This is a genomic window from Kitasatospora sp. NPDC059827 (genome assembly GCF_042731675.1).
Taxonomy (GTDB): domain Bacteria; phylum Actinomycetota; class Actinomycetes; order Streptomycetales; family Streptomycetaceae; genus Kitasatospora.
Genome location: NZ_JBHWIV010000001.1, coordinates 90,342 through 115,607, shown reverse-complemented (window position 1 = coordinate 115,607; position 25,266 = coordinate 90,342). Strand labels below are relative to the sequence as shown.

Genomic DNA, 25,266 nt, shown 5'->3' with positions numbered 1-25,266 from the left:
TCAGGCCTCCAGCGCCGGGCGGAGGTCCCACAGGGTGCGCCAGGTGGCGGCGCCCTGTTCGGCCCGGCGGCGGACCGGGCCGTCCCAGTAGCCGAGCAGCCGGGCCGCGTCCGCCGGGTCGTCCTTGCGGACCACGCCGAGGAGTTGGCCGGGGAGCCGGCCGAGGAGGTCGCCGCCGTCCGGCAGGTAGGCGGCGGTGACGCCGAGTGCGGTGGCGACGGAGACGGCTTCGGCGGTGCTCATCACCGTGGAGGGGCGTTCAACCTCCCAGCCCTCGGTGGAGCGGCCGGTGCGCAGGTCGCGGAAGGCGGTGACCAGGGCCTCCAGGACGGCGTCGTCCACGGCGTAGCCGGCGCCGGCCCGGGCGACGGCGACGGTCGACTGGCGGCGGACCAGCTCGACCTCGGCGGCCAGGCTGCCGATCGGGCCGACCGTCTCGAAGTTGAACCGCCGCTTGAGGGCGGCGGACATCTCGCTGACGCCCTTGTCCCGCAGGTTGGCGGTGGCGATCAGGGTGAAGCCGGCCGCGGCGTGCAGCTGGCCGTCCGGGGTGCCGGCCAACTCGGGTACGGCGATGCGCCGTTCGGAGAGCAGGGAGACGAGGGCGTCCTGCACCTCGGGCAGGCAGCGGGTGACCTCCTCGACCCGGGCGACGGCCCCGGTGGTCATCGCGGTGAGCACCGGGGAGGGGACGAGGGCTTCGCGGCTGGGGCCCTTGGCGAGCAGCAGGGCGTAGTTCCAGCCGTACTTGAGCTGGTCCTCGGTGGTGCCGGCGGTGCCCTGGACGGTGAGCGCGCTGGTCCCGCAGACGGCGGCGGCGAGCAGTTCGGAGAGCATCGACTTTGCGGTGCCGGGTTCGCCGACGAGGAGCAGGCCGCGCTCCCCGGCGAGGGTGACGACGCAGCGCTCGACCAGGGCGCGCTCGCCGACGAACTTGGGCTCGATGGCCAGGCTGCGGCGTCCGGCCTTGAGCTTCTCGCCGCCGCTGCCCATGACGAAGGTGACCACGGCGCGCGGGGTGAGGTGCCAGCCGGGCGGGCGCGGGCCGCTGTCGTGGGCGGCGAGGAACTCCAGTTCGGCGGCGTGCTTCTCCTCGGGCGGGACGATCTGCCGCACCGAGGAGTCGGTGGCGGTGGTCCCGGTGGCGGTGGTCTCGGAGGCGGTGGTCTCGGTGGCGCTCATCGGCGGGCCTTCCTGCGCTTGCTGGTCTGGAGCTCTTCGTAGCCGGGGGCGTCGCCGTCGAGGGTGCGCTGCCAGGCGCGGGCGAACAGTTCGGGCACGGGCAGGTGCGGCAGCACCGGCCGGTGGGCGGACAGTTGGTACAGGGCGGCCTTCCAGGTCTCCGCCGGCAGGGCGGGGGACTTGGCCTCCTGCCAGCCGCCGGGCAGGAAGAGGCTGCGGCCGGCCCGGGCCCGCTTGGCCTCCAGCACCAGTGCGCCGGCAGCGAGTTCGGCGCGGGCGGCGAGTTCGGCACGGGCGCGCTTGAGTCGGGCGGGCTTCCAGCCCGTCCAGCGGGCGGCGTTGCGGTCCGTCGGGTCGGGCAGGGCGAGCAGCTGGAGGTAGAGCGCGGCCGCGTCCTCGCCCAGGCCGTGGGTGCGGGCCGCCTCGGCGACCAGCTCGGGGGCGCTGAGCTGCGGGTTCTGCAGCCAGGCCGGGCCCTCGTCGGTGGCCGGCACGGCTGCGGCGCTCGCGGCCAGGCGTTCCGGTTCACCGCCCAGGACGGACCGGACGGCGGCCAGGTCGGTGCCGAACCAGTGGCCGTCGCTCAGCCCGATGAGCAGGTCGATCAGCGGGTCGTCCGGGCCGGTGAGGCCGGCGGGGCGCAGCCAGATCTGCTCGTACTCGGTGCGGTAGGGGCTGAGGACGACGGCCGGACCGCAGCGGACCAGGCCGTCCGGGTCGGCTCCGCCCTCGGCGGGCAGGCCGAAGTGTGCGCGCAGGACGGTCGACACCGAGGTGCCCTGGGTGGTGCTGACCAGGCCGAATCCGAGCAGCAGCTCGGGGTCGGCGAGCCGGGTGCGCAGCGCGGCGGCGGCCGTGGGCAGCAGCGGGCGCAGCGGGCTGTCGGCGGGCAGGTGGTAGCCGAGCCAGCGCAGGGCGTCGATCGCCCCCGGGAGGGTGCCGGGGCCGGGGCCGGCGGTCACGTCCGCGGGCTCCAGTTGGAGCGCGGCGCGGCTGCCGGTGGTCAGCCGGTAGGTGGTGGTGCGGGTGAGCCAGGGCGTCCGGCCGGGGTTGAGCAGTTCCTCGATGGTGCCGATGGGCACGCCCTGGACGCCGGCCAGGGCGTCCTCGGGGAGGGTGACGAGGCGTCCGAAGTGCCGGATCCAGGCCTCGGCCGCGGCGGCGGTGTCGAGGCCCTCCGTCCACAGCCGCTCCGGGTCGTCGAGAGGCAGCAGGGCGCCCCAGACGTCGGCGATCGCGTGGTGGTCGTGGTTGCGCAGCCAGGCCTGGGCGGCCCTGACCTCGGCGGTCTTGAGGCCGTGTTCGGCGGGCACCTCGACGTTGCCCCAGTGCAGGAGGCCGGGGGGCGGGCAGAGCAGCAGGGTGGCGCGGGCGGTGCCGATGCCGGTGAGATCGGCGAAGGCGGCGGCCTGTTCGGGCTGCCAGGGGACGCTGCCGTGCAGGGCGGCGACCCGCTGGAACTTCTCGGTCCAGGCGGTGTTCACCCGCTCCTCGGTGCGGCGCTCCTCCAGGGTGGTGAAGTGGGCGACGGGGCCGAACTCGCCGCTCGGGTCGTGGTCGACGGCCCGCCAGTGCGCCGTTCCGTCCTCCTGCTGGTGGCGGTAGTCGAGGATCACCACGGTGCGGTCGCCGCGGCGGAGCACCTCGCCCTGGCGGTAGGCCTCCGGGCGTCGGCCCTTGGCGCGCTCGTCCGTCTCGGCGAGGACGACCTCGCGCAGGGTGGCGCCGCGGTCGGCGAGCGGGCCCTTGGTGAGCTCGCCGAGCAGCAGGACCAGGGTGGAGCGGTGCGCCGGCGGGGTGAGCGGGTTGGCGATGGCGTGGGCGAGGACGTCCACCCGGCCGAGCAGGTTCCGCCAGCCGTGGTGGGCCTCGCCGCCGCGCAGGGTGACGGTGCCCTGGGCGGTCCAGCCCTCGCCCCCCTCCGCGGTCGGGGCGGTCGGGACGGCCGCGGCACCCGCGGCGGTCGGGGCCGCGAACGCGGCGGTGACGGCGCGCAGGTTGTTGAGCACCCAGTACTGCTCGGAGTCGCCCCAGTTGTTGCCCAGGCCCGGGGTCCCGGGCAGGACGGCGCTGACGGCGTCGCGCAGCTGGTGGTCGCGGCCGTGCTCGGGGCGCCACTCGGCGGCCTCGGCCTTGCTGGGCCGCTCGGCCTCCGGCTGCGGGAGGAACCGGGCGATCCGGTCGAGCAGGTCGGCGGCGGTGCGGGCGAACCCGGCGACGCCGGCCAGCAGCAGCGGGTGGGTGATCGCGGGCAGGGCGGCGCCGACCGCCTCGACCGGCAGGCTGTTGCGGGCCTCGCCGCGCTGGGCGAGCGGGCGCCGTACGCCCTGGACGGTGATCCAGCGCTGCTCGTCCGCGGGGACGGGCTCGGCGTCGACCGGCCAGGCGAGGTCGACCAGCCGGGCGGCCTGCTCGGCGGTCAGGGCGCGCAGCACCCGGGAGCCGGCCTCGTCGCGGGGCCGCAGGGCGTGCCAGTGGTCGTACGGCGGGACCAGGGCGGTGCCGGCGGCGGAGAGCTCGCCCGACCGGCAGGAGCGCAGGTCGGCGGTGCGGTCGGAGCGGTCGGCGAGGTCGGGCAGGCCGAGGTCGAGGAACTCGCCGGTGCGGCTGACCACCGGGCCCCGCGCGCCGGGCAGGGCGAGCCGGCCGACCGGGAGGATGTGGGTGTCGCTGCGGTCGTTCAGCGGCAGGACGATGCGCTGCCCGTCGGCGGTGAAGGTGGTGACGGCGCGCCCGGGGTCGTGCCGGACCCAGCTGCCGAGCACGGTGCCGTCGGTACCCAGCGGGGTGCCCTCCAGGCCGGGCTGCAGCGGCAGCAGGCCGGTGCTGCCGATGACGAGCCGGCCGGCGGCGGCGGTGGCGGCGATCATCGGCGGTTCGGCGGCCCGGCCCAGGGTGCCGGTGGCCGGGTCGAGTTCACGCAGGACGGGGGTGCCGTCCGGGGCGTGGCGCAGCGTCCAGTACCCGGTGCCGTCGCCGAGGACGGGGTGCTCCTCGGGCAGCCGGGTGTCGCCGGGGTGCAGCGGGCGGGCGCCGGTGGTGCGGCCGCCGCCGGGCAGCGGGAGGGAGGTGTCGTCCGGGTGGCGTTCGCCGTAGTAGTAGCCGGCGATGGTGCGGCCGGTCAGTTCGAAGGTCTGGTCCGGTCGGCCGGACCAGTAGGCCTTCTGTGCGTTGCCCTCGTACCAGACGACGAGGAGTTCGCCGTCGACCAGGCGCAGCCGGGGCCGGTTGCGCACGCCCGGCAGCGGGGGCACCCGCAGGGTGTGCTCCAGCAGGATGCCGTCCGGGCCGACCACGAGGGCCCGGTCGTGGCGGGCGAGGACGAGGTACGGCCAGGCGTCCTCGATGGTCAGGTCGTTCAGGCCGCGGGGGCGGTGGCCGGGGGCGGTGTCCGGGAGGGCGTCGGCGGCGGGCGGGTCGGCGAGCCTGCCGAGTGCCTCCTCCAGGGCGGGCCAGCCGAGTTCGTCCAGGATCCCGGCGGCGAGGGCGCCGGCGAGCAGCCCGGCGACGTCGAGCGCGGCGATCTTCTCGGCGGCGGCCGGGGCGACCGTGCGGAGGGCGGTGCGGTGCGGGGTCAGCGAGCGGACCAGGTCGACGGCGCCGGCCAGGCCGCGGACGGCGGTGAGTTCCTCGGCGCGCTCCTCGGCCCACTCCCGGAACAGCTCGTTCAGCAGCGGGAGTGCGGCGCAGCGGTGTTCGACGGCCTGCGCCCAGGCGCCGGGGGCGGAGCGGCGCAGCAGCGGCCGGAAGCGTGCGTCGGCGGCGACGGCGGCGAGCGAGCCGCCGATGGTCCTGGCCCCGTCGGTCGGAGCGCCGGTCGGAGCGCCGGCGGCGGCCGGGCCGCTCTGGGTGACCCACTCGCGCAGGTCGAAGCCCAGGCCGGCCGGCGGGTCGGCCACCGGGATGCCCTCGGCCAGCAGGAGCTCCAGCACGTCGATCCGGGTGAGGCTGCCGCTGATGCCGGTGAAGAGGTCGACCGGGACGGCGTCGGCGCGCAGCCGCTCGACCATCCGGCCGGTCAGCGCGAGGGTGGCCGGGCAGCCGGGCCGGTTGCGCCAGCCGCGGCCGAGGTGGTCGCACCAGCGCCGCAACCACTGCGCGGCGGGCTCGGCGCCCTCGGCGCGCGGGCCGGTGAGCAGGTCCTCGGCGCCGGTGGCGGCGAGGACGGCCAGCCAGGCGGCGTCCTGGGCGGTGGCGTCGGCGGCGTCGACGGCCGGGTCGGGCATCAGTTCCAGCAGCCGGGTGCGGACGGCGGCGTCGCCGCTGCCGAGCTCGACCAGGGCGCCGTGCCAGGACTTCCAGAACGCGGCGGGCGCCCGGTTGACCGCCGGGGACTCCAACAGCTCGGCGAGCAGCGCCCGTTCGTGCTCGGCGCGGTCCAGCCCGGCGGCCCGGATCAGCGCGCGGGCGTCCTCGGCGACCCCGGCGTACGGGGCCATGCCGGCCGCGGAGCGCTCGGTGCACAGCTGGCGGAAGCGCAGCCAGGCGGTCTGCGGGTCGAGCCGCCGGGCGAGCTCCTTGACGTACTGGCGCAGGGACTTGACGGTGAGCGCGCCGGCCAGGGCGAACTCCAGGAAGACGGCGCGCAGCCGCTCCTCGTCGACGGCCAGGTTGTGGGTGCGCTCGGCCTCGCGGGCCTTGCCGAACCAGGCGGCGGCGTAGGTCTGGTTGCCGTGGGTGAGGAAGATCCGGCCGACCTCCTCGCAGAAGGTGGGCAGGAAGTGCGGGACGGCGCGGCCGAGCCGGGTGGCGAGTTCGTCGAAGCCGTCCTTGGCGGCGCCGGGCTTGGACCGGGCCTGGCGGGCCAGCCGCTCCAGCTCCTTGACCAGGGCGAGCGCGTGGTGCCCGTTGGCCGGGTCGTGGACGAGTGCCCAGGCCGGGAAGCCGAGCGCCTCCTGGCGGACCTGGCCGACCTCGGCGGGCGCGCCCTCGGGGGCGAGGCCGAGGAAGTCCAGGGCGAGGTCCTCGGCGGGGCCGAGCGCGCCGGGGACCAGTCGGACGATCCGGCGGCCGTCGAGGGCGGGGTGGGTGTAGCCGCGCGCGGTCAGCACGTCGGCGGCGCTGTCGGGGCGGCCGGCGTCGGCCAGGGTGCCGGGCGGCAGGACGGCGCCGGCGTCGAGCAGCGCCTCGGGCTCCGCGGCGCGCTGCTGCGGGACGGTGGTGGTCATCGGGCCGGTGGTCATGCGGCGTCCTCCCCTTCGATCGTGCGGCCCGCGTGGAGCGCGGCGGCCATCCTCATGCCCTCGGACCAGGCGACCGGTCCGACCTCGGCGAGCGGCAGGGACCGGCCGTCGGGGCCGGCCCAGCTGAGCGCGCCCGTCTCGCAGGCGTCGTACTCGTAGTAGTCGCCGACCCAGACCCGGGCCTCGACGGTGCGGCCGCCCTCGGTGATCGGCTGGACGGCGGAGCCACCGCGGACCCGGCAGCCGAGCCGGGTGCAGCGCCCGACCAGCTCGCGCAGTTCGCGGTAGCGGCCGCCGGCGTAGGTGTGGACCTCGGTGCCCGCGGCCGGCTCCTCGGGGCGGTGCCAGACCTCGCGGTAGAGCTGCTGGACGCGCTGGGAGACGCCGAGTTCGACGGCGAACTCGCGCAGGTCGTCGAGGTCCGGGAGGAGCACCGGGTGGGGTATCAGCACCTGGCCGTCGGTCAGGCGCACGGTGTCGCCGTCGAGGTCGACCAGGCCGAGGCCGCGCTCGGCGTCGGCGTCGCGCAGGAAGCCGGCCACGGCGCCGTCCGCGCCGGTGACCACGACGTCCCGCAGGACGGACTGCCAGGCCTCGTCGGGCCAGACGGCGGCGAGCACGGCGGCGGGGACCGGCAGCGAGCGCACCATCCACCGCTCGACGTCCTCCTGGCAGCGCCGCTCGTGCGCGGCGAGCCATTCGGCGAGTTGCTTGAGCTGGGCGACCACCGGATCGTCACCGAGCTTCGACGGGACGGACTTGAGGGGGCGGCCCGCCGCGTTGCGGCACACCACCCGGCCCTCTCCGTCGAGCGTGACGCGGTACCCTCCCGCGCCCGTTTCCACCCATGCCACAGCCGTACTCCTCCCACCGGGGAACGTCGTTCGGATCGCCCCGCTGACCAGCGATGCGAGGAACGTAGCGAGGGTCACTGACAACGCGACGGGCGGGGGGAGACGGCCGGGGAGCGGACGAGTTGAAACCACTCGAACGGGTGGTCGATCGGGTACGCAGGGCAGCCCCGGAACGCGCGGAGGCGGCGCCACCCCCGCACGGGGTGACGCCGCCTTCGCAGCCGACCGACCAGCGGGCCCACCGACCCAGCGACTTGGCGACCTGGCGACCGGCCGACCAACCGACCGATCCCGGTCCCGCCCCCTCAGCCCGCCGGCGCCCGCGGGACGATGACCGGGGCGCCGTCGTCCGGGGCCGCCAGGACGTGGCTGTCGATGTCGTACAGCGCCCGCACCAGCGGCGCGTCCACCACCTCCCGGGGCGGCCCGCAGGCCACCACCGCGCCGTCCCGCAGGGCTACCAGCAGGTCGGCGTAGCGGGCGGCGGCCGCGAGGTCGTGCAGCACCATCACCACCGTGCGCCCGCCGGCCGCGACCGTGCGGACCAGTTCCAGCACCTCCACCGCGTGGCCGAGGTCGAGCGCGCTGGTCGGCTCGTCCAGCAGCACCACCGGGGCGTCCTGGGCGAGCACCATGGCGAGCCAGCAGCGCTGCCGCTGGCCGCCGGAGAGCTGGTCGAGGCGGCGGTCGGCGAGGGCGTCGACGCCGGTGGCGCGCAGGGCCTCGGCGGTGAGCCGCTCGTCGTCGGCCGACCACTGGCGGAACAGTCCCTGGTGCGGGTGGCGCCCGTAGCGGACCAGGCCGGCCACGGTGACCGCCTCGGGGGCCTGCGGGCTCTGCGGGAGCAGCGCGACCCGGTGGGCGGCCCGGCGCGGGCTCAACCGCCAGATGTCCTCGCCGCCGACCAGGATCCGCCCGCCGTCCGGCCTGTGCAGCCGGGCCACCGCCCGCAGCAGGGTGGACTTGCCGCAGCCGTTCGGGCCGACCACCGCCACCACCTGCCCGGCGGGCACGGTGAGGTCGATGCCGCCGAGCACCGGGCGGCCGGGGCGGTACCCGGCGGTGACGCCCTGGATCGTCAACTCCATCTCTCGGCCCCCCGGTTCCGCGCGCTCAGGAACCGGACAGGGCCTTGCCGAGGTCGCCGATGACGACGTCGGCCGCCAGCGGGCCGCCCCGGGTGGACCAGACCGAACCGTCCACGGTGACGGCGTGGTTGTTCTTCACCGCGTTCAACTGCTGGTAGGCGGGCTTGGACTGGACGTCCTTGAGGGCGGCCTTGCCGTCGTCGGTGAGGGTGGACAGGAACAGCCAGTCGCCGTCGATCTCGGCGAGCTTCTCCAGGCTGAGTGCCGGGCTGTGGGCGTTGCCGTCCTTGTCCTGGGCGGCCGGGCGGGTGAGGCCCATGTCGAGGGCGACGCCGCTCGCGAACTGCTTCTTCTCCATCCAGCTGGGGCCGGTGGGGTTCCAGCGGACGATGGAGACGGCGGCGCCCTTGTTCTTGCCGAGGTCGGCACCGGCCTTGGTGGCCTTGGCCTGGTAGTCGTCGATCACCTTGGTGGCCTGGTCGAGCTTGTTGACGGCGTTGCCGATGCCCCGGAAGGCGAGCTTCCAGTCGTCGGTGGGCGCCATGGTGACCAGGGTGGCGGGGGTGATCTCGCGCAGCTGCTTGAGCACCTGCTCGTCCTGCATGTCCCCGGCCAGGATGAGGTCGGGCTTGGCGGCGATCACCTTGTCCATCACGGGCTGGAGCAGGTTGCCGACCACCGGCACGCCCTGGACCTTGTCCTTGAGGTATGCGGGCGGCTCGTTGAGCCCCTGGCCGTTGGTGATGCCGGCCGGCTTGAGGCCGAGGGCGAGCACCGCGTCGAGGTCCTCCTGGGTGAGGGTGACGATCCGCTTGGGCTCGGCGGGGACCTCGACGGCCTTGCCGGTGGCGTCCTTGACGGTGCGCTTGCCGCCGTTGGCCGCGTCCGCCGCGCTGCCCGGGGCGGCGGACGCGGAGTTGGAGGGGTCCGCGGACTTGGAGGAGGACCCGGAGGAGCCGCACCCGGTGAGCAGGAGGGCGGCCGCCCCGGTGACGGCCAGCGCCCGGGCCGCGCGGCGGCGGACGGGGTGGAGCGGGCTCTGGGCGTACGGCATGGGTGCCTCCGGGGCGGGGGTGGTACGGGAGTTGGGGGCGTCCGGGCAGCCCGGCACGACGGCGGTGCCGGCGGGACGCTCCGGCCATTAGGTTAGCCTTACCTTATGACATCGTCGCAAGTGGGCGCCCCCGAAGCGCCCGCCGTCACCGCACCCGGCGCCCCTCCCCCACCGGCCCGCCCCCTCCGGGACAGCGCCTGGCCGGTCGCCGCCGGGGCGGTCGCGGTGCTGCTCGCGCTCACCGCGCTCTCGCTCTCGGTCGGCGCCGGCGAGGTCGGGCCGGGACGGGTCCTGGACTACCTGCTCGACCGCGGCGGCGCCCGCGCCGACAGCCGACTCGCCCTCGTCGTCAGCGAGTTGCGGCTGCCCCGCACCCTCACGGCGCTGCTGGTCGGCGCCGCCCTCGGTGTCGCCGGCGCCCAGCTCCAGTCGGTCACCCGCAACCCGCTGGCCGAGACCGGCCTGCTCGGCGTCAACGCGGGCGCCTCGCTCGGCGTCGTCCTCGGCATCGCCGTGCTCGGCGTGCAGACCTCCTACGGTTACCTCGCCTTCGCCTTCGGCGGCGCCGTCCTCGCCAGCACCCTGGTCCTGCTGATCGCCGGCAGCCGGGGCGGCGGCTCCCCCATGCGCCTGGTCCTCGGCGGCTCCGCCGTCGGCGCGACCTTCGGCGGCATCACCGGCGTGCTCATCGTCAACTCACCCGAGGCGTACGACCGTTACCGGGTCTGGGTACTCGGCTCACTGGCCGGGGTGGAAGGCTGGACGACCCTGGGCCAACTCGCCCCCGTCCTCGGCGCCGGCTTCCTGCTCGCCCTGCTCACCACCCGGCCGCTCACCGCCCTCGCCCTCGGCGACGACCTCGCCCGCGGCCTCGGCCACCGCCCCGGCGCCACCCGCGCCGCCGTCGCCGCCGCCGTCACCCTGCTCACCGCCTCGGCCGTCGCCCTGGCCGGGCCGATCTCCTTCCTCGGCCTGCTCGCCGGCTTCCTGGCCCGCGCCCTCGCCGGGCCCCGGATCGGCCGACTCACCCTGTTCGCCGGGCTGTTCGGCGCCGCCGTGCTCACCGGCGCGGACGTGCTCGCCCGGGTGGTCGCCCGGCCCTTCGAGGCGCCGGTCTCGGTGATCGTCGCCCTGGTCGGCGCCCCCGCGCTGATCGCCATCGTCCGCTCCCGCCGCTCCGCCGCCCTGGCGATCGGCGACCCCGACACCGAGGCCCCGCCCGTCCAGCGCGCCGAACCGCGCCCGACGCGGCCGGACCCGGCCCTGCGGTACGGCGCCTGGTCCCTGCTGGTGCCGCGCCGGCCGCTGCTCGCCGGACTCGGCCTGGCCGCCGCCCTGCTCGCCGTCGTGGTCGTCTCCGCGCACGCCGGACAGAGCAAACTCGGCCTCGGCACGACCTTCCAGGCCGTGTTCGGCTACGGCGAACGGCTGGACGTCCTGCTGGTGCAGAAGTTCCGCCTCGGCCGGATCGTCGCCGGACTCGCCGCCGGAGCCGCCCTCGGACTCGCCGGCTGCCTCACCCAGACCCTGGCCCGCAACCGGCTCGCCACCCCCGAACTCCTCGGCGTCAACGACGGCGCCACCGCCGCCGTACTGATCTCCGCCACCGCCTCCGGCACCTTCGGCGCCTGGTGGGCCGGACCGCTCGGCGCCCTGGCCGCCGTCCTGGTCGTCACCCTTGTCTCCGGCGGGCTCGGCGCCCGCGGCTACCGGGTGCTGGTCGTCGGACTCGCCATGTCGGCGCTCGCCTCGGCCGTCATCCAGGTCGCCCTCGCCCGGCGCTCGCTCAACTCCGCCGGCTCGCTGTACGTCTGGACCTCCGGCAGCCTCAACGGCCGGGACTACGCCATCGCCACGCCCGCACTCATCGGACTCGCCGTCCTGGTGCCGACCGCCCTGGTGGTGGCCCGGCGGCTGGCGGTGCTGCGCTTCGACGACAGCGTGGCCGCCTCGCTCGGCGTCGACCCCGGGCGGGTCCGGCTCGCCTGCCTGCTGCTCGCCGTCGCCCTCGCCGGGCTCGCCGTCGGGATCTGCGGACCGGTCGGCTTCGTCGCCCTCGCCGCACCCGTGCTCGCCGCCCGGCTCGCCGGACCGACCCGGGTGCCGGTGCTCGGCTCCGCGCTCACCGGCGCCCTGCTCGTCGTGCTCGCCGACACCCTCGGACGGGTGCTGATCGGCGGGGTGGAGATCCCCGTCGGCATCGTCACCACCGTGCTCGGCGGCCCCTTCCTGCTCTGGGTGCTGCTCGGGCGCCGCTCAACCTGACTGAGGAGTACGGACCTTGAACAACTTTCCCCTCATCGCCACCGACCCGGACGACCCCGCGTACCGACTGGTCACCCTCGTCTCCACCGCACAGGAATGCGACGGCGTACTCGCCTTGGTCCACACCGTCACCGACAAGGACCGGCACGCCGGTGACCTGGCACCACACTTGATGGTGCGTCAGAACGGCCGATGGGAACTAACCCACCGGCTGCGCGCCGACCACCGCGCCTCCTACCAGTTCCACCCGTTCCAGGGCGACACCCCCGGCACCACCCGGGCCGACTGGCTGCACGTCCTCGACCACGCCCGCCCCGACCCGCACGACACCGATCCCCGCCTCCCCGCCCGCGACGGACGCCACCCCTCCTCGGTGCTCAGCCTGCCGGAGGCCCCCGCCCAGCCGTACGTCCGGCGGCGCGCGGGCGTGCCGCGCGGGCGGACGATCCCCCGCACGGTGGCCGGCCGGCGGGTGGACGTCCACCTCCCGGCCGGGCACGACCCTGGCCTCGGCCCGTACCCGGTGGCGGTGGTGCTCGACGGCGAAATGTGGGGCGAGGTGCTGTCCGTCGGCGACACCCTCGACAACCTGACCGCCGACGGCGCCATCCCGCCCACGATCGCCCTCCTGTTGCACACCATGGGGCCCGGCCGCCCCGACGACCTGAGCTGCAACCCGGCCTTCGTCGACCTCCTCGCCGACCGCCTCCTCCCCTGGGCCGCCGAAGAGTTCGGCGCCACCGACGACCCGCGCCGGACCGTCATCGCCGGCCAGAGCGCGGGCGGCCTCACCGCCGCCTTCGCCGCCTACCGGCGCCCCGAGCGCTTCGGCAACGCGCTCTCCCAGTCCGGCTCCTTCTGGTGGCCGGACGAGACGGAGTTCGACGAGGGCAGCGAATGGCTGACCCGCCGCTTCGCCGCCGAACCGCGACGCGAGGCCCGGTTCTACGTCGAGGTCGGCCTCCAGGAATGGATGCTGCTCACCCAGAACCGCCACCTGCGCGACGTCCTCACCGCCCGCGGCTACGACCTCCACTACCAGGAGTTCAACGGCGGCCACGACTACGCCTGCTGGCGCGGCGGCCTGGCCGACGGACTGGCGCACCTGCTGGGGTCACCCGCAAGGACGGTTTAGGTCAATTCGCATACCCCCGAGGCCTGTGCGGACGTAGCGTCGGAACCCACACCGAGTGACCTGGGGGGTCAGCGATGAACGCGTCCTCGTCCGCCACGCCGCCGCCGATGTCATGGCAGTACTGCGGCGACCAGATCAAGCTCTGGCGCGCTCGCGCCGGAGTCACTCGCGAGGCCCTGGCGACCGAGGCCGGCTACAGCTACGAGAGCCTGCGATCGATGGAGGCCGGGCGGCGCAAGCCGTCGCTGCACCTGCTGCAGGTGGCGGACGAGATGTGCGGCGCGAAGGGAATCCTGCTGGCAGGGGCGGACTACTTGAAGCCCGAGAAGTATCCGCGATTCGCTGAGGACTACATTCGCAACGAAGGGGAGGCGGTGGTCATCAACTGGTACGAGAACCAGCTCTTCCCTGGCTTGCTACAGACCGCCGCAACAGCCAAGACCGTCATCGACGGACGCTGGCCCCCGCTGGACGACGAGACCGTTGCGGTACGGGTGGCCGCTCGCCTTGAGCGTCAGGAGTTGCTGAAGGTCCAGAGCAAGGCGTTCAACTTCGTGATCGAGGAGAACGTCCTCCACCGCCGACTCAGCACGGAGGAAGCCCACGTCGAGCAGTTGCTGCACCTCCTCGTCATCGGCAGGCAGCGCAACGTGGCCATCCAGATCGTTCCCTCGGTCGGTTTCCACCCTGGCTTGGAAGGACCGTTCGTTCTCCTGGACTTGCCGGAACACGAGCGGCTCGCCTACGAGGAGGGCCAAGCAGCCGGGATGCTCCACGCGGACACCGACAAGGTGCAGTTCCTGAGTCAACGCCATGAAAGGATCCTTCGGCAGGCTCTCACTCGGGAGAAGTCGGCCGAGTTCATCAACGCGTTGGTGGAGGACCAGTGAGTAGCGAGTTGACTTGGCGTAAGTCCAGCCACAGCGGGAGCGAGGGCGGCTCGTGCATCGAGATCGCTCACGCCGAGGGCACAATCCACGTCCGCGACTCCAAGGACAAGTCCGGCCCTCAACTCGCCTTCGCCCCTGGGGCCTGGGCCGACTTCATCGAGTTCACCCGAAACGTTCCTCGCCACGTCGGCTGAGGCCGCTGGCCGGGCCTCGTGCTAGCGTCGCCGTCGGCAGCGCGACGGCGCCCGCCCCGGACGAGATGTGCGCCGTACCCGGCCCGCCAAGACGACGCACCCAGGGAGTCGTCATGACCGCTGCCGGAGCACCGATCGCCCGTCCGCTGGACGTGCCGTGGATCCACGGCTCGCCGTCCGCGAAACACGACACGGACCCGGAGATCCAGACCCACGAGTACGACGAGCACACCGTCATCCTGCGGCAGAACAAGGCGGTCCACTACGAGGCGTCGTTCCTGTTCCTGCTCTTCGGGGCGGAGCGGGCCGTCCTCATCGACACCGGGGCGACCGCCGAGCCCGAGTACTTCCCGCTCCGGGAGACCGTCGACGGGCTGATCACGCAGTGGCTCGCCCGCAACCCCCGCGACCACTACCCGCTGCTGGTCCTGCACACCCACCCGCACGGCGACCACATCGCGGGTGACGGACAGTTCGCCGACCGGCCGGACACCACCCTGGTCGGCGCCGACCTGCCCACCGCCTGGGCGTACTTCGGCTTCGACCACGACCCGGAGGCCACCGCCCGCGTCGACCTCGGCGGCGGACGGGTCCTCGAATGCCTCGCCACCCCCGGCCACCACCCGGCCGCCGTCACCTACTACGACCCGTGGACGGGCTTCCTGCTCACCGGCGACACCGTCTACCCCGGCCGGCTCTACATCGACGACTGGCCCGCCTTCGGCCGCAGCATCGAGCGCCTGATCGCGTTCACCCGGGAGCGGCCCGTCACGCACGTCCTCGGCTGCCACATCGAGATGACCCGCGAGCCGGGCGTCGACTACCCGATCCGCACCACCCACCAGCCCGACGAGCCCCCGCTCCAGCTCACCGTCGACCACCTGCACCGCATCCGCGCCGCCCTCGCCGAACTCGGCGACCACCCGCGCCGCCACGCGCTGGACGACCTGATCCTCTGGCCGAACGGCTGACGGCAGCACCGGAGTGCTGCCGTCCCTCCTCGCCCCGCTACTTCTGCTTGATCGCGGAGATGTCGAACTCCAGCACCACCTTGTCGCCGACCAGCACGCCGCCGCCCTCCAGCGCCGCGTTCCAGGTCACGCCGAACTCCTTGCGGCTGATCGTCACCGAACCCTCCAGGCCCACCCGCAGGTTGCCGTACGGGTCCACCGCGTTGCCGGTGTACTCGAAGTCGATGGCCACCGGGCGGGTGGTGTCCTTGATGGTGAGGTCACCGGTGACCCGGTAGTCGGTGTCGGACTTGGCCTCGACCGAGGTCGAACGGAACGTGATGTCCGGGAAGTTGGGGGCGTCCAGGAAGTCGTTGGTCCGCAGGTGCTGGTCGCGCTGCTCGACTCCGGAGTCGATGCTCTCCGTCTTGATCACCACCTGGCCGGTCGACCGCGTCGGATCGGCGCCGTCCAGGTGCGCGGTGCCCTCGAACTGCCCGAACGCGCCCCGCACCTTGGTCACCATGGCGTGCCGGGCGACGAAGCCGATCCGGGAGTGCGCGGGGTCGAGGACGTAGTCCCCGGTGAGCTCGGGAAGCGAAACGGTCATCAGGTACCTCCAAGGGGTGGCCCGGGGTCCGGGCGTCAGCCTGCAAGGTGTCAGCCCAATGCAGTATCACCCCGCCCGCCGCGCGGCACCACCGTGCCAAGTTCCCGCCAACGGGTGAAGCCCTCTCAGTCCCGGTACGGGACCAGCCGCGCCAGGTCCAGCTCGAAGCCGAACGGCTCGGGGATCCGGATCGTCTCGCCGAACTCCCGCTCGGTACGGGTGTGGTAGCGGTCGCGGTTCGGCTCCGAGAACAGGGTGACGGTCTTCTGGCGCGGGTCGATGATCAGATAGAGCGGGAAGCCCATCCGCGGGTAGTCGCGGACCTTTCCGGTCCAGTCGTTCTCGGGGTTGGACGGGGAGACGACCTCGACCGCGATCAGCGCGAGCTCTGCCGGGATCTCGTGGCCGCTGAGATCGACGACGTCCTCGGGCAGGTAGGTGAGGTCGGGATTGCGGACAGCACCGACTTCCGGCGACGAGAGATCGCTGTTACCGCTCGTGAAGTAGCCCGCCGGCAGTGCGCGTCGAACTGACGCTGCACGATCGACAAGTTCAGCTGGTGGATCGAGGGCGGCGACGCCTGCATGACGATGACGTCGCCGGACAGCTCGACCTTGAAACCGTCCGGGAGGCTCCGTCGAGCCTCTTCGAGAAGCCGGTAGCGCCCGGGGTTCATGCGCCCTCCTCCGGTGGTCCTGCCACCGTACGGCAGGCGGGGCGGGCGGGGGAAACGTCCCCGCCCGCCCCGATCGCGGGCCCCTCAGCCCTCCGGGGGTGGGGGCGGGCCCTGGGCCGGGAGGCGGCGGGCGAGGAGGGCTCCGGCGGCGACCAGGGTGGCGGTGAGGGCCAGGGCGAGCCGGTAGGGGGTGGGGTCGGTGCCGTCGCCGAGGGCGCCGATCAGGGCGGCGGTGGCGGCGATGCCGATGGCGCCGCCGAGGGTGCGCAGGATGGTGAACAGGGCCATCGCGCGGCCCATCGCGGGCGGCGGGACGTCGGCGAAGCCGGCGATCTGGACGGTGAGCACGGCGGTGCCCAGCACCAGTCCGACGGCGAACATCAACGCCCGTACGGCCCAGGGGTTCTCGGCGAGGCCCAGCGCCGCGAGGATCGCCGCGGCCAGCAGCAGGGCGGGCAGGGCGAGGCGGCGCGGGCCGAGCCTGGGCAGCAGCCGGTCGACCACCTGGGAGGCGGCCATCAGGCCGATCGCCTCGGGGAAGACGCTGAGCCCGGCGTCCAGGGCGGTGGCGCCGCGGGCGGCCTGGTAGAGCAGCGGCAGCACGAACAGGGCGCCCATCAGACCGGCCGAGGTGAGCAGGGCCAACCAGCTCGCCGCGCCGTAGGAGCGGTCGGCGAGCAGCCGCAGGTCCACCAGCGGTTCGGGCGAGCGGAGCTGGTTGCGTACCGCGAGCCCGAGCAGGGCGGCTCCGGCGAGGCCGCCGAGCCAGACCGCCGGTGCCGTCCAGCCGTGGGCCGGGCCGAAGCCGAGGGCGTAGGTGAGCAGGCCGAGGCCCGGGGTGGCGAGCAGGAAACCGCGGGTGTCGAAGCGGCCGGCCGGGGGTTCCGGTTCGGTCCGCAGGGCGGTCAGGCCGAGTGCCACGGCGGCGATGCCGACCGGCAGGTTGACCAGGAACAGCCAGTGCCAGGAGAGGTGTTCGGTGAGGAAGCCGCCGAGGGGCGGTCCGAGGGCGGGCATCAGGGCGGTCGGCACGATCAGGATCCGGCCCAGGCGCGGGCGCTCCTCCGGCGTGAAGGCGCGGAACAGCAGGGTCATGCCGACCGGGGTGAGCAGGCCGCCCGCCACGCCCTGGACGCCGCGGGCGGCGGCCAGGGTGCCGAGGCCGGGGGCGGCCGCGCAGAGCGCGGAGGCGAGGGTGAAGACGGCGAGCGCGCCGAGGAAGACCCGCTTCACGCCGTACCGGTCACCGAGCCAGCCCGCCACCGGCAGGCCGAGGGCGAGGCCGATCAGGAAGGCGGTCTCGACGGAGTTGGCGGCCGGGACGGGCCGGCCGAAGTCCTCGGCGATCCGGTACAGCGCGGGGTTGACGATGGTCGAGTCGAGGCCGTTCATGCACATCGCGGCGGTGTACACGACGACCACGGCGGCGCGCCCCGCGAGCAGGGGGCGCGCCGGGGACGCGACGGCGGGAGGGGTCACAGATCGGTCCAGTGCGCGGTGATCCAGGCGAGGGCGTCGGGGCGGGCGCAGGGGCCGTGGGCGACGCCCCAGCCGGGCGGGACGGCGGCGAAGGCGGGCCACAGGGAGTGCTGGCCCTGGCCGTTGACGAGGGCCAGGAACTCGCCGTCGGCGTCGAAGGGGTTGGCGGGGGCGTCACTCATGGTCGGGGTTCTCCAGGTGGTCGGCGATCACGCTCGCGATGTGCGCGATCGGGGCGGGCAGGGTCATGTCCTTGTGCGAGCAGGCCACGTCGGTGTTGTGGATCCGGCCGGTCACGTAGGGGGCCCAGAGTTCGGGCACCAGGGCCTCGTCGATGGTGTCGACGGTGGCGCGGAAGAACCGGACGTCGCCGTGGAAGGGGCGGTGGTCGTAGCCGCGGACCAGGTGGTTGGTGTTGAGGTAGATCTCGTTGAGCGCCGTCACGGTGGACCGGTCCAGCCCGGCCAGCGGGCTGCCCTCGCGGCCCAGCAGCTCGATGACGGAGTCGAGTTCGAGCGGCTGCCCGGCGAGGTCGTCGGGCCCGAAGCCGCCCATGGTGAGCAGTGCCTCCAGGGCTTCGGCCTGATCGGGGACGGGCAGTTCGCGGAAGCCCTCGGCCGGGTAGGCGTCCAGGATCGCTAGCAGTTCGACCCGCTGGCCCAGCTCCTGGAGCCGGACGGCGACGGCGTGGGCGATGATCCCGCCGGTGGACCAGCCGAGCAGCCGGTACGGCCCCTCGGGCTGGACCTCGCGCAGCCGGTCGGCGTAGTGCGCGGCCAGCTCCTCCATGGTCGCGGGCAGCGGTTCGCCGACGGTGGCGGCGCCGACGCCCTGGGCCTGGAGACCGTAGAGGGGGACGTCGGCCGGGAGGTGGCGGATCAGGCCGGTGTAGCACCAGCTGAGGCCGCCGGCCGGGTGGATCGCGAACAGCGGGGCCCGGCGGCCGGGGGCGGTGGGGCGCAGCGGGAGCAGCACGTCCAGGGCGTCGGCGCCGGGGGCGCCCTCGGACAGGGCGGCGTCGAGCGCGGCCACGCTGGAGGCCTGGAACAGCGCGCCGATGCCGACCTCCAGGCCGAGCACCTCCCGGATCCGGCCGGCCAGCCGGACCACCAGCAGGGAGTGGCCGCCGAGCGCGAAGAAGTCGTCCTCGACCCCGACCGCCTCCAGGCCCAGGACCTCGGCGAAGAGCTGGCAGAGCTGCTGCTCGCGCGGGCTGCGGGGCGGGCGGCCGGCTCCGGCGGCGGGGGCCTCGGGGGCGGGCAGGGCCCGGCGGTCGAGCTTGCCGTTGGCGGTCAGCGGCAGCCGGTCGACCGGGACCACGGCGGAGGGCACCATGTGGGCGGGCAGTTCGGCGGCGGCGTGGGCGCGCAGGGCCTCGGGCGAGGCGGCGGTGGCGGTGGGGGCGGCCGCGGTGGCGGGGACGGTGCCCACGACGTAGCCGACCAGGCGCTTGTCGCCGGGGGTGTCCTCGCGGACCACCACGGCGGCGTCGGCGACGGCCGGGTGGGCGGCCAGCACGGCCTCGATCTCGCCGAGTTCGATCCGGAAGCCGCGCAGCTTGACCTGCTGGTCGGCGCGGCCGAAGTACTCCAGCACGCCGTCCACCCGGCGCCGGGCGAGGTCGCCGGAGCGGTACATCCGGGTGCCCCGCTCGCCGAACAGTTCGGCGTGCGGGTCGGCGACGAAGCGGGTGGCGGTGAGTTCGGGGCGGCCGAGGTAGCCGCGGGCCAGGCCGGCCCCGGCGACGTACATCTCGCCGGTGACGCCGGGCGGGACGGGCTGGAGGTGCTGGTCCAGGACGTAGACCCGCAGGTCGGGGATGTTGACGCCGATGGTGCTGCTGCTGGTCGCGGCGGCGCTCGCCCGGTCGAGGGCGATGTACGAGACGTGCACGGTGGTCTCGGTGATGCCGTACATGTTGACCAGGGTCGGGGCGTCCTGCGGGTGCCGGGAGTACCAGTCGTCGAGGCGGCCGAGTTCGAGCGCCTCGCCGCCGAACACCACGTAGCGCAGGGCGAGTTCGCTGCCGGGGCGGTCCCGGTCGGCGGCGCTGAGCTGGTAGAAGGCGGACGGGGTCTGGTTGAGCACGGTGACGCGCTCGCGGGCGAGCAGGTCGAGGAAGGCCGCCGGGTCGCGGCTGACCAGGTGCGGGACGACGACCAGCCGGCCGCCGTACAGCAGCGCGCCCCACAGTTCCCAGACCGAGAAGTCGAAGGCGTAGGAGTGGAAGAGCGTCCAGACGTGCTGGGCGTCGAAGCCGAACCAGTGGTCGGTGGAGCTGAACAGCCGGGCGACGTTGCGGTGGGTGACGGGCACGCCCTTGGGCCGGCCGGTGGAGCCGGAGGTGTAGATGACGTACGCGGTGTCCTCGGCGCGCAGCGGACGGGTGCGTTCGTGCTGGGCGAGCGGGGTGGCCGGGTACCGCGCCGACTCCGGCCCGTCGACCAGGAGTCGGGGCACGTCGTGGGCGGGCAGCCGGGGGGCGGTGGCCCGGTCGGTGAGCAGGGCGGCGGGGGTGGCGTCGGCCAGCATGTAGGCGAGGCGGTCGGCCGGGTAGTCGGGGTCGAGCGGGAGGTAGGCGGCGCCGGACTTGGCGACCGCGAGCAGGGCGACGACCAGGTCGACCGAGCGGGGCAGGGCGAGCGCGACGATGGTGCCGGGGCCGATGCCGTGGGCGGCCAGCAGGCGGGCCAGGCGGTCGGCGCGGGCGGAGAGTTCGGTGTAGTCGAGTCGGTCGTCACCGCAACTGACCGCTACGGCACGCGGGTTGGCGGCGGCCGCGGCCTCGAAGAGCTCGGGCAGGGTGGCGGTCGGGTCGGCGGCCGCCGGCACGGGGGCCGCCGGGTCGGTGGCCGTCGGCACGGCGGCGGACGGGGTGAGGTTCCACTCGACCAGGGCGCGCCGGTGCTCCTCCGCGCTGATCAGCGGCAGCCGGCCGATCGGGGTGTCCGGGGCGGTGGCGGCGGCGGTGAGCAGCCGGGTGAGGCGGTCCGCGAGGGCGGTCGCGGTGGCGGGGTCGAAGAGGTCGGTGCGGTACTCCAGGAAGCCGCCGATGCCGCCGCCGGGCCGCTCCCCCGCGTTGAGGGTGAGGTCGAACTTGGCGGTGCCGCTGGGGATCGCGGCGATCTCGGCGGTCACGCCGCCGCCGAGCGCGAGGGGTTCGTCGGCACGGCTCTGCCAGGCGAGCATCACCTGGAACAGCGGGTGGCGGGCGAGCGAGCGGGCCGGGTTGAGCTCCTCGACCAGGCGGTCGAAGGGCAGGTCGGCGTGCTCGTGCGCGGCCAGCACGGTGCCGCGCACACGCCGGAGCAGCTCCCGGAAGGACGGGTCGCCGGCGGTGTCGGTGCGCAGCACGGCGGAGTTGACGAAGTAGCCGACCAGGACGGCGGTCCGCTCGTCCTCGCGCCCGGCGAGCGGGGTGCCGACGGGGATGTCGGTGCCGCAGCCGTGCCGGGTGAGCAGCGCGGCGAGGCCGGCTTGGACGGCCATGAACACGGTGCCGCCGGTGGCGCGGGCGAGCGCGGCGAGGGCGGCGTGGGCCTCGGCGCCGAGGGCGAAGGGGACGGTGGCGCCGTCGTGTCCGGCCAGCGGCGGGCGGGGGCGGTCGGTGGGCAGGTCGAGCTGGTCGGGCAGGCCGGCCAGGGCGGTGCGCCAGTGCTCGGTCTGCCGTACGGCGAGCGGGGTGGGTGCGTCCACGGTGCCGAGCAGTTGTCGTTGCCAGGCCGCGTGGTCGGCGAACTGGACTTCCAGTGGGACGAGTTCGGGCGCGTGCCCGGCCTGCCGGGCGGTGTAGGCGGCAGCGAGGTCGTGCAGCAGCGGGGTGGTGGAGGCGCCGTCGCCGGCGATGTGGTGGAGCAGCAGGAGCAGGGTGTGCCGCTCGGGCTCGTGGCCGAACAGCGTGGCGCGCAGCGGGGGTTCGGCGGTGAGGTCGAAGGCGTACCGGACGGCTTCGGACAGCTCGCCCTCGACGTCCGGGAGTTCGACCGGCGCGGGCGGCAGGATCCGCTGGTACGGCGTGCCGTCCGGCTCCTCGCCGTAGACGGTGCGCAGGACTTCGTGCCGGGCGGTGAGGTCGCCGAGGGCGAGGGCGAGGGCGGCGCGGTCGAGCGGGCCGGTGAGGGTGAGGGCGAGCGGGATGTTGTAGGTGGGGCTGGGGCCTTCGAGCCGGTGCAGGAACCAGAGGCCGCGCTGGGCGGGCGAGAGCGGCATCCGCTCGGTGCGGGGCACGGGCACCAGGGCGGGGCGGGGTTCGGCGGGCCCGGCCTCGGGGTGCCCGTCCTGCGCTGCGGGCCGGAGCAGGGCGGCGAGGGCGGCCGGGGTCGGGTGGCGGAAGACGTCGGCGAAGGCGACCGGTGCGGCGAAGGTCTCGCGCAGCCGGGCGGCCAGGCGACCGGCGAGCAGGGAGTGGCCGCCGAGGTCGAAGAAGGACTCCTCCCGGCCGGGTGCGGCGGGCAGGCCGAGGACGTCGGCGAACAGCCCGCAGACCAGTTCCTCCTGCGGGGTGGCGGCGGCCGCGCCGGGGGTGGTGGCGGCGGGTTCCGGGAGGGCGCGGTGGTCCAGCTTGTCGTGGGCGGTGCGCGGCAGTTCGTCCAGCAGCAGGACGGCGGCCGGGACCATGTGGGCGGGCAGCCGGGCGGCGAGCGCGGCGCGCAGCGCCTCGGGGTCGGGGAGCTCTCCGGAGGCGGGGTGGTCGCCGACGGCGGGGAGTTCACCGACGGCGGGGAGCTCTCCGGCGGCGGGGACGACGTAGCCGAGCAGTCGCTTGCCCTGCGGCCCGGGCCGGGCGATCACCACGGCCTGGGCCACGCCCGGCAGTTGGGCGAGGACGGCGGCGATCTCGCCGGGTTCGACCCGGAAGCCGCGGATCTTCACCTGGTCATCGGCACGGCCGAGGAACTCCAGGGTGCCGTCGGCGCTGCGGCGGGCGAGGTCGCCGGTGCGGTACATCCGGTCGCCGGGCGGGCCGAAGGGGTCGGCGAGGAAGCGTTCGGCGGTGAGGTCGGGGCGGCCGAGGTAGCCGCGGGCCAGGCAGGCACCGGCCACGTACAGTTCGCCGGTCACTCTGTCGGGCGCGGGGCGCAGCGAGCCGTCCAGGACGTAGGCGCGGGAGCCGCGCACCACCCGGCCGGTCGGGGCACCGTCCGGGCCCGGGGTCCAGGCGTAGGCGTCGACGGTGGTCTCGGTGGGGCCGTAGAGGTCGATCGGGTGCAGGCCGGGGACGGCGGCGAGCCGCTGCCAGAGGGCGGGCGGGGTGGCCTCGCCGCCGACCGCGAGCACCGAGGGGCGGTGCCGGTCCTCGTCCAGCACGCCTTCGGCGAGGAGGACTTCGAGGTAGGAGGGGGTGAGGTCGAGGTAGTCGATGCGCTCGCGGTGGAGGTGGGCGGCGAGGGCGGCCGGGTCGCGGTAGGTGGAATCGTCGAGAACGTGGAGCTCGTGGCCGTGGACCATCCACAGCACCGGGTCCCAGGAGGCGTCGAAGGCGAAGGACGCGCTGTGGGCGATGCGCAGGCGCTCGCGGCCGGTGCGGCGGACGGCGGGGGCGATGTGGTCCTCGCCGTGGCCGGCGTACAGGTTGGCGAGCGAGGCGTGGGTGACGACCACGCCCTTGGGGCGGCCGGTGGAGCCGGAGGTGTGCAGCACGTAGGCGGCGTCGTGGAGGCACGGGGCCGGCAGGGGCGCCTCGGTGGCACCGGGGGCCTCAGGGGCCTCGGCGGTGACGGGGGCCTCGGCGTCGGACGGCCGCACGGTGGGCAGGCCGGGCGGCAGGTCGAGGTCGGCGAGCGCCTCGGGGGTGCCGACGGCGCAGACCGGGCGGGCGTCGGCCAGTACGGCGGCGAGCCGCTGCCGGGGGTGGGCCAGGTCGAGGCTGACGCAGGCGCCGCCGGCCTTGAGCACGGCGAGCATCGCGACCAGGGTGTCCGCGCTGCGCGGCAGGGCGAGGGCGACAGGCGCGCCGCCGTGGACGCCGAGGCCGCGCAGCCGGTGGGCGAGGCGGTCGGAGCGGCTCTCCAACTCGCCGAAGGTGAGGGCGGTTTCGCCGCAGCGGACGGCGACGGCGGCCGGGGTGCGGGCGGCCTGGACGGAGAACAGCTCGGGCACGGTCCGCTCGACCGGGGGCTCGGTGCGGCCTTCGGTGGCGCGGCGCAGGGCGTCGGCGTCCAGCAGGTCGATCCGGGCGATCGGCGTCGTCGGGTCGGTGAGCAGCAGCTCGGTGAGGGCGTCGAGGTAGCGCAGCAGGCCGTCGCGGTGGGCGGCCAGCGAGTCGGCGCCGTGGCGGGCCGGGTCGGCGTCGAGGACCAGGCGCAGGGCTCCGTCGGGGCCGGGCGAGACGTTCACGGCGAGGTCGTCGACCGGTCCGGCGGCGAGGTTGCGGACCACGCCGGGCAGGCCGGCCAGGTCGAGGTCGGCCTCGAAGGCCTTGATGTTGACCATCGGGCCGAACAGGGCGCGGCGTCCGCCGGTGCGGCCGAGGTCGCGGCGCAGGTCCTCCAGCGGGTAGCGCTGGTGGCGGCGGGCGGTGCGCAGGGCGCGGACCACCTGGCGCAGTAGGTCCTCGGCGGTGTCGGCGGGGCGGACGGCGAGGCGCAGCGGCAGCACGTTGGCGGCGGCGACGGGCGTGCGCAGGGCGGCGGGGCCGCGGCGGTTGGCGAGCGGGAGGCCGAGCAGGACGTCCTCGGCGCCGGTCAGGCGGTGCAGGTAGCCGGCGGTGGCGGCGAGGAGGAGCTCGGCCCAGGTGGCGCGGGCCGCGGTGGCGGCGCGCTCCAGGCGCTCGCGGGTGCCGGCGGGGAGGGTGGCGGTCAGCCGCAGCGGGGTCGACTCGGGCCCGGGGTGCGCGGCTCCAGGGCGTTCGGCCCCGGAGTGCTCGGCCCCGGCGCGCTCGGCCCCGGGGTGCGCGGCGGGGGTGCCCGGCAGGACGGCCGGGGCGTCGGCGCCGGCGAGGTGGGCGGACCAGTGGGCACGGTCGGCGCGATAGTCCTCGCCCGCGCGGTAGGCGGCCTCCTCGGCGGCGGCCTCGGCGAGGCGGGCGAAGGGGCTGGGGCCGGGGTCGGCGCCGGTGGTGCGGGCGGTGTAGTGGGCGGCGACGCGGTCGCCGAGGAGGGTCAACGCGTAGGCGTCGACGGCGAGATGGTGGATCCGGCGGTACCAGATCCGGTGGTCGTCGGCGAGCCGGATGAGGGCCTGGGTGAACAGCGGGCCGGTGGTGAGGTCGGCCGGGCGGGCGAGGTCGGCGCGCATCCAGGCCTCGGCCTCGGCGGACGGCTCCTCGGCGGCCCGCAGGTCGAGGCGGTGCAGCGGCCAGCGGTGATCGGGGGTCAGGCGCTGGTGCGGGGTGCCGTCCGGGCCGGTGACGACGACCGCGCCGAGGGCCTCGGCCTCGTCCACCGTCTGCCGCAGGGCCGCCTCGAAGGCCTCCTCGTCGAGCGGTCCGGTGATCTCGACGGCGTCGCCGGTGTTGTAGACCGGGCTGGCGGGGTCGAGCGACTGGGCGTACCAGACGGCGGCCTGGGCGGCGAGCAGCGGGACGTCGGCGGGCCGGGCCCCGGTGGGCTGCTGATCGACGGGCTGCTGATCGGCCGGCTGCTGATCGGCGGGCTGCGTTTCGACGGCGGGCATGGTGCGGAGAGCTCCTCGGGGGATCCGGAACGCCTTACTTAGGTTAGCCTAATCTAACTTCATACGATCTGGTCAACGGCCCCGTGCGGCCG

At 75.1% G+C, this 25,266-nt stretch carries 15 protein-coding genes and 1 riboswitch; of the genes, 5 read left to right on the top strand and 10 right to left on the bottom strand.

What is annotated here, in order from left to right; translation table 11 throughout:
• The 5 genes from ACFV8H_RS00485 to ACFV8H_RS00465 all read right to left on the bottom strand — a co-directional run bounded on the left by ACFV8H_RS00485 (position 1) and on the right by ACFV8H_RS00465 (position 9,361).
• The gene (locus tag ACFV8H_RS00485; protein ID WP_380395844.1) at positions 1 to 1,182 is read right to left on the bottom strand and encodes an AAA family ATPase; all 1,182 of its coding nucleotides are present in this window, start codon (positions 1,180 to 1,182) and stop codon (positions 1 to 3) included.
• A complete protein-coding gene (locus ACFV8H_RS00480; protein ID WP_380395843.1) occupies positions 1,179 to 6,365 on the bottom strand; it encodes a hypothetical protein in 5,187 nt (1,728 codons plus the stop codon). Before ACFV8H_RS00480 ends, ACFV8H_RS00485 begins: the two co-directional genes overlap by 4 nt.
• On the bottom strand, positions 6,362 to 7,219 hold the full coding sequence (locus ACFV8H_RS00475) for a DUF4132 domain-containing protein (protein ID WP_375891999.1): 858 nt from the start codon (positions 7,217 to 7,219) through the stop codon (positions 6,362 to 6,364). The genes ACFV8H_RS00480 and ACFV8H_RS00475 overlap by 4 nt, the downstream gene beginning before the upstream one ends.
• 305 nt (positions 7,220 to 7,524) lie before the next feature.
• Positions 7,525 to 8,307, bottom strand: coding sequence for an ABC transporter ATP-binding protein (locus ACFV8H_RS00470; RefSeq protein WP_380395842.1), 783 nt, complete (start codon positions 8,305 to 8,307; stop codon positions 7,525 to 7,527).
• 25 nt (positions 8,308 to 8,332) lie between these two features.
• Positions 8,333 to 9,361: an ABC transporter substrate-binding protein gene (locus ACFV8H_RS00465; RefSeq protein WP_380395841.1), complete on the bottom strand. Its 1,029-nt coding sequence runs from the start codon at positions 9,359 to 9,361 to the stop codon at positions 8,333 to 8,335.
• A 105-nt stretch (positions 9,362 to 9,466) separates the two neighbouring features.
• Between ACFV8H_RS00465 and fhuB the strand changes: the two genes are divergently transcribed.
• The 5 genes from fhuB to ACFV8H_RS00440 all read left to right on the top strand — a co-directional run bounded on the left by fhuB (position 9,467) and on the right by ACFV8H_RS00440 (position 14,816).
• The gene (gene fhuB / locus ACFV8H_RS00460; protein WP_380395840.1) at positions 9,467 to 11,626 is read left to right on the top strand and encodes a Fe(3+)-hydroxamate ABC transporter permease FhuB; all 2,160 of its coding nucleotides are present in this window, start codon (positions 9,467 to 9,469) and stop codon (positions 11,624 to 11,626) included.
• A 16-nt stretch (positions 11,627 to 11,642) separates the two neighbouring features.
• Positions 11,643 to 12,761 (top strand): enterochelin esterase, encoded by a 1,119-nt coding sequence (gene fes, locus ACFV8H_RS00455; RefSeq protein ID WP_380395839.1) that lies wholly within the window; start codon positions 11,643 to 11,645, stop codon positions 12,759 to 12,761.
• Between the two features lie 74 nt (positions 12,762 to 12,835).
• Entirely contained in the window at positions 12,836 to 13,651 is an 816-nt protein-coding gene (locus ACFV8H_RS00450) for a Scr1 family TA system antitoxin-like transcriptional regulator (protein ID WP_380395838.1), read from the top strand.
• The gene (locus tag ACFV8H_RS00445) at positions 13,648 to 13,845 is read left to right on the top strand and encodes a DUF397 domain-containing protein (RefSeq protein WP_380395837.1); all 198 of its coding nucleotides are present in this window, start codon (positions 13,648 to 13,650) and stop codon (positions 13,843 to 13,845) included. The genes ACFV8H_RS00450 and ACFV8H_RS00445 overlap by 4 nt, the downstream gene beginning before the upstream one ends.
• 33 nt (positions 13,846 to 13,878) lie before the next feature.
• Positions 13,879 to 13,946, top strand: a riboswitch (guanidine-III (ykkC-III) riboswitch).
• 12 nt (positions 13,947 to 13,958) lie between these two features.
• Positions 13,959 to 14,816, top strand: coding sequence for an MBL fold metallo-hydrolase (locus ACFV8H_RS00440; RefSeq protein WP_380395836.1), 858 nt, complete (start codon positions 13,959 to 13,961; stop codon positions 14,814 to 14,816).
• 37 nt (positions 14,817 to 14,853) lie between these two features.
• Here the strand turns inward: ACFV8H_RS00440 and ACFV8H_RS00435 are convergent, their stop codons facing one another.
• The 5 genes from ACFV8H_RS00435 to ACFV8H_RS00415 all read right to left on the bottom strand — a co-directional run bounded on the left by ACFV8H_RS00435 (position 14,854) and on the right by ACFV8H_RS00415 (position 25,174).
• Positions 14,854 to 15,405: a YceI family protein gene (locus ACFV8H_RS00435; RefSeq protein WP_380395835.1), complete on the bottom strand. Its 552-nt coding sequence runs from the start codon at positions 15,403 to 15,405 to the stop codon at positions 14,854 to 14,856.
• A gap of 125 nt (positions 15,406 to 15,530) precedes the next feature.
• Positions 15,531 to 15,923 carry a Uma2 family endonuclease gene (locus ACFV8H_RS00430; RefSeq protein ID WP_380395977.1) on the bottom strand — a complete coding sequence of 131 codons (393 nt, stop codon included), beginning with the start codon at positions 15,921 to 15,923 and terminating at the stop codon, positions 15,531 to 15,533.
• A gap of 242 nt (positions 15,924 to 16,165) precedes the next feature.
• Positions 16,166 to 17,560, bottom strand: coding sequence for a DHA2 family efflux MFS transporter permease subunit (locus ACFV8H_RS00425; RefSeq protein WP_380395834.1), 1,395 nt, complete (start codon positions 17,558 to 17,560; stop codon positions 16,166 to 16,168).
• Positions 17,557 to 17,742: an MbtH family protein gene (locus ACFV8H_RS00420; protein ID WP_375892016.1), complete on the bottom strand. Its 186-nt coding sequence runs from the start codon at positions 17,740 to 17,742 to the stop codon at positions 17,557 to 17,559. The genes ACFV8H_RS00425 and ACFV8H_RS00420 overlap by 4 nt, the downstream gene beginning before the upstream one ends.
• Entirely contained in the window at positions 17,735 to 25,174 is a 7,440-nt protein-coding gene (locus tag ACFV8H_RS00415) for an amino acid adenylation domain-containing protein (protein WP_380395833.1), read from the bottom strand. Before ACFV8H_RS00415 ends, ACFV8H_RS00420 begins: the two co-directional genes overlap by 8 nt.
• Positions 25,175 to 25,266 lie beyond the last annotated feature (92 nt).

Excerpts from the sequence above, each read along its gene's own strand:
- ACFV8H_RS00485 (WP_380395844.1), bottom strand. The coding sequence starts at position 1,182 with ATGAGCGCCACCGAGACCACCGCCTCCGAGACCACCGCCACCGGGACC.
- ACFV8H_RS00480 (WP_380395843.1), bottom strand. The coding sequence starts at position 6,365 with ATGACCACCGGCCCGATGACCACCACCGTCCCGCAGCAGCGCGCCGCG.
- ACFV8H_RS00470 (WP_380395842.1), bottom strand. The coding sequence starts at position 8,307 with ATGGAGTTGACGATCCAGGGCGTCACCGCCGGGTACCGCCCCGGCCGC.
- ACFV8H_RS00465 (WP_380395841.1), bottom strand. The coding sequence starts at position 9,361 with ATGCCGTACGCCCAGAGCCCGCTCCACCCCGTCCGCCGCCGCGCGGCC.
- fhuB (WP_380395840.1), top strand. The coding sequence starts at position 9,467 with ATGACATCGTCGCAAGTGGGCGCCCCCGAAGCGCCCGCCGTCACCGCA.
- ACFV8H_RS00450 (WP_380395838.1), top strand. The coding sequence starts at position 12,836 with ATGAACGCGTCCTCGTCCGCCACGCCGCCGCCGATGTCATGGCAGTAC.
- ACFV8H_RS00440 (WP_380395836.1), top strand. The coding sequence starts at position 13,959 with ATGACCGCTGCCGGAGCACCGATCGCCCGTCCGCTGGACGTGCCGTGG.
- ACFV8H_RS00435 (WP_380395835.1), bottom strand. The coding sequence starts at position 15,405 with ATGACCGTTTCGCTTCCCGAGCTCACCGGGGACTACGTCCTCGACCCC.
- ACFV8H_RS00420 (WP_375892016.1), bottom strand. The coding sequence starts at position 17,742 with ATGAGTGACGCCCCCGCCAACCCCTTCGACGCCGACGGCGAGTTCCTG.
- ACFV8H_RS00415 (WP_380395833.1), bottom strand. The coding sequence starts at position 25,174 with ATGCCCGCCGTCGAAACGCAGCCCGCCGATCAGCAGCCGGCCGATCAG.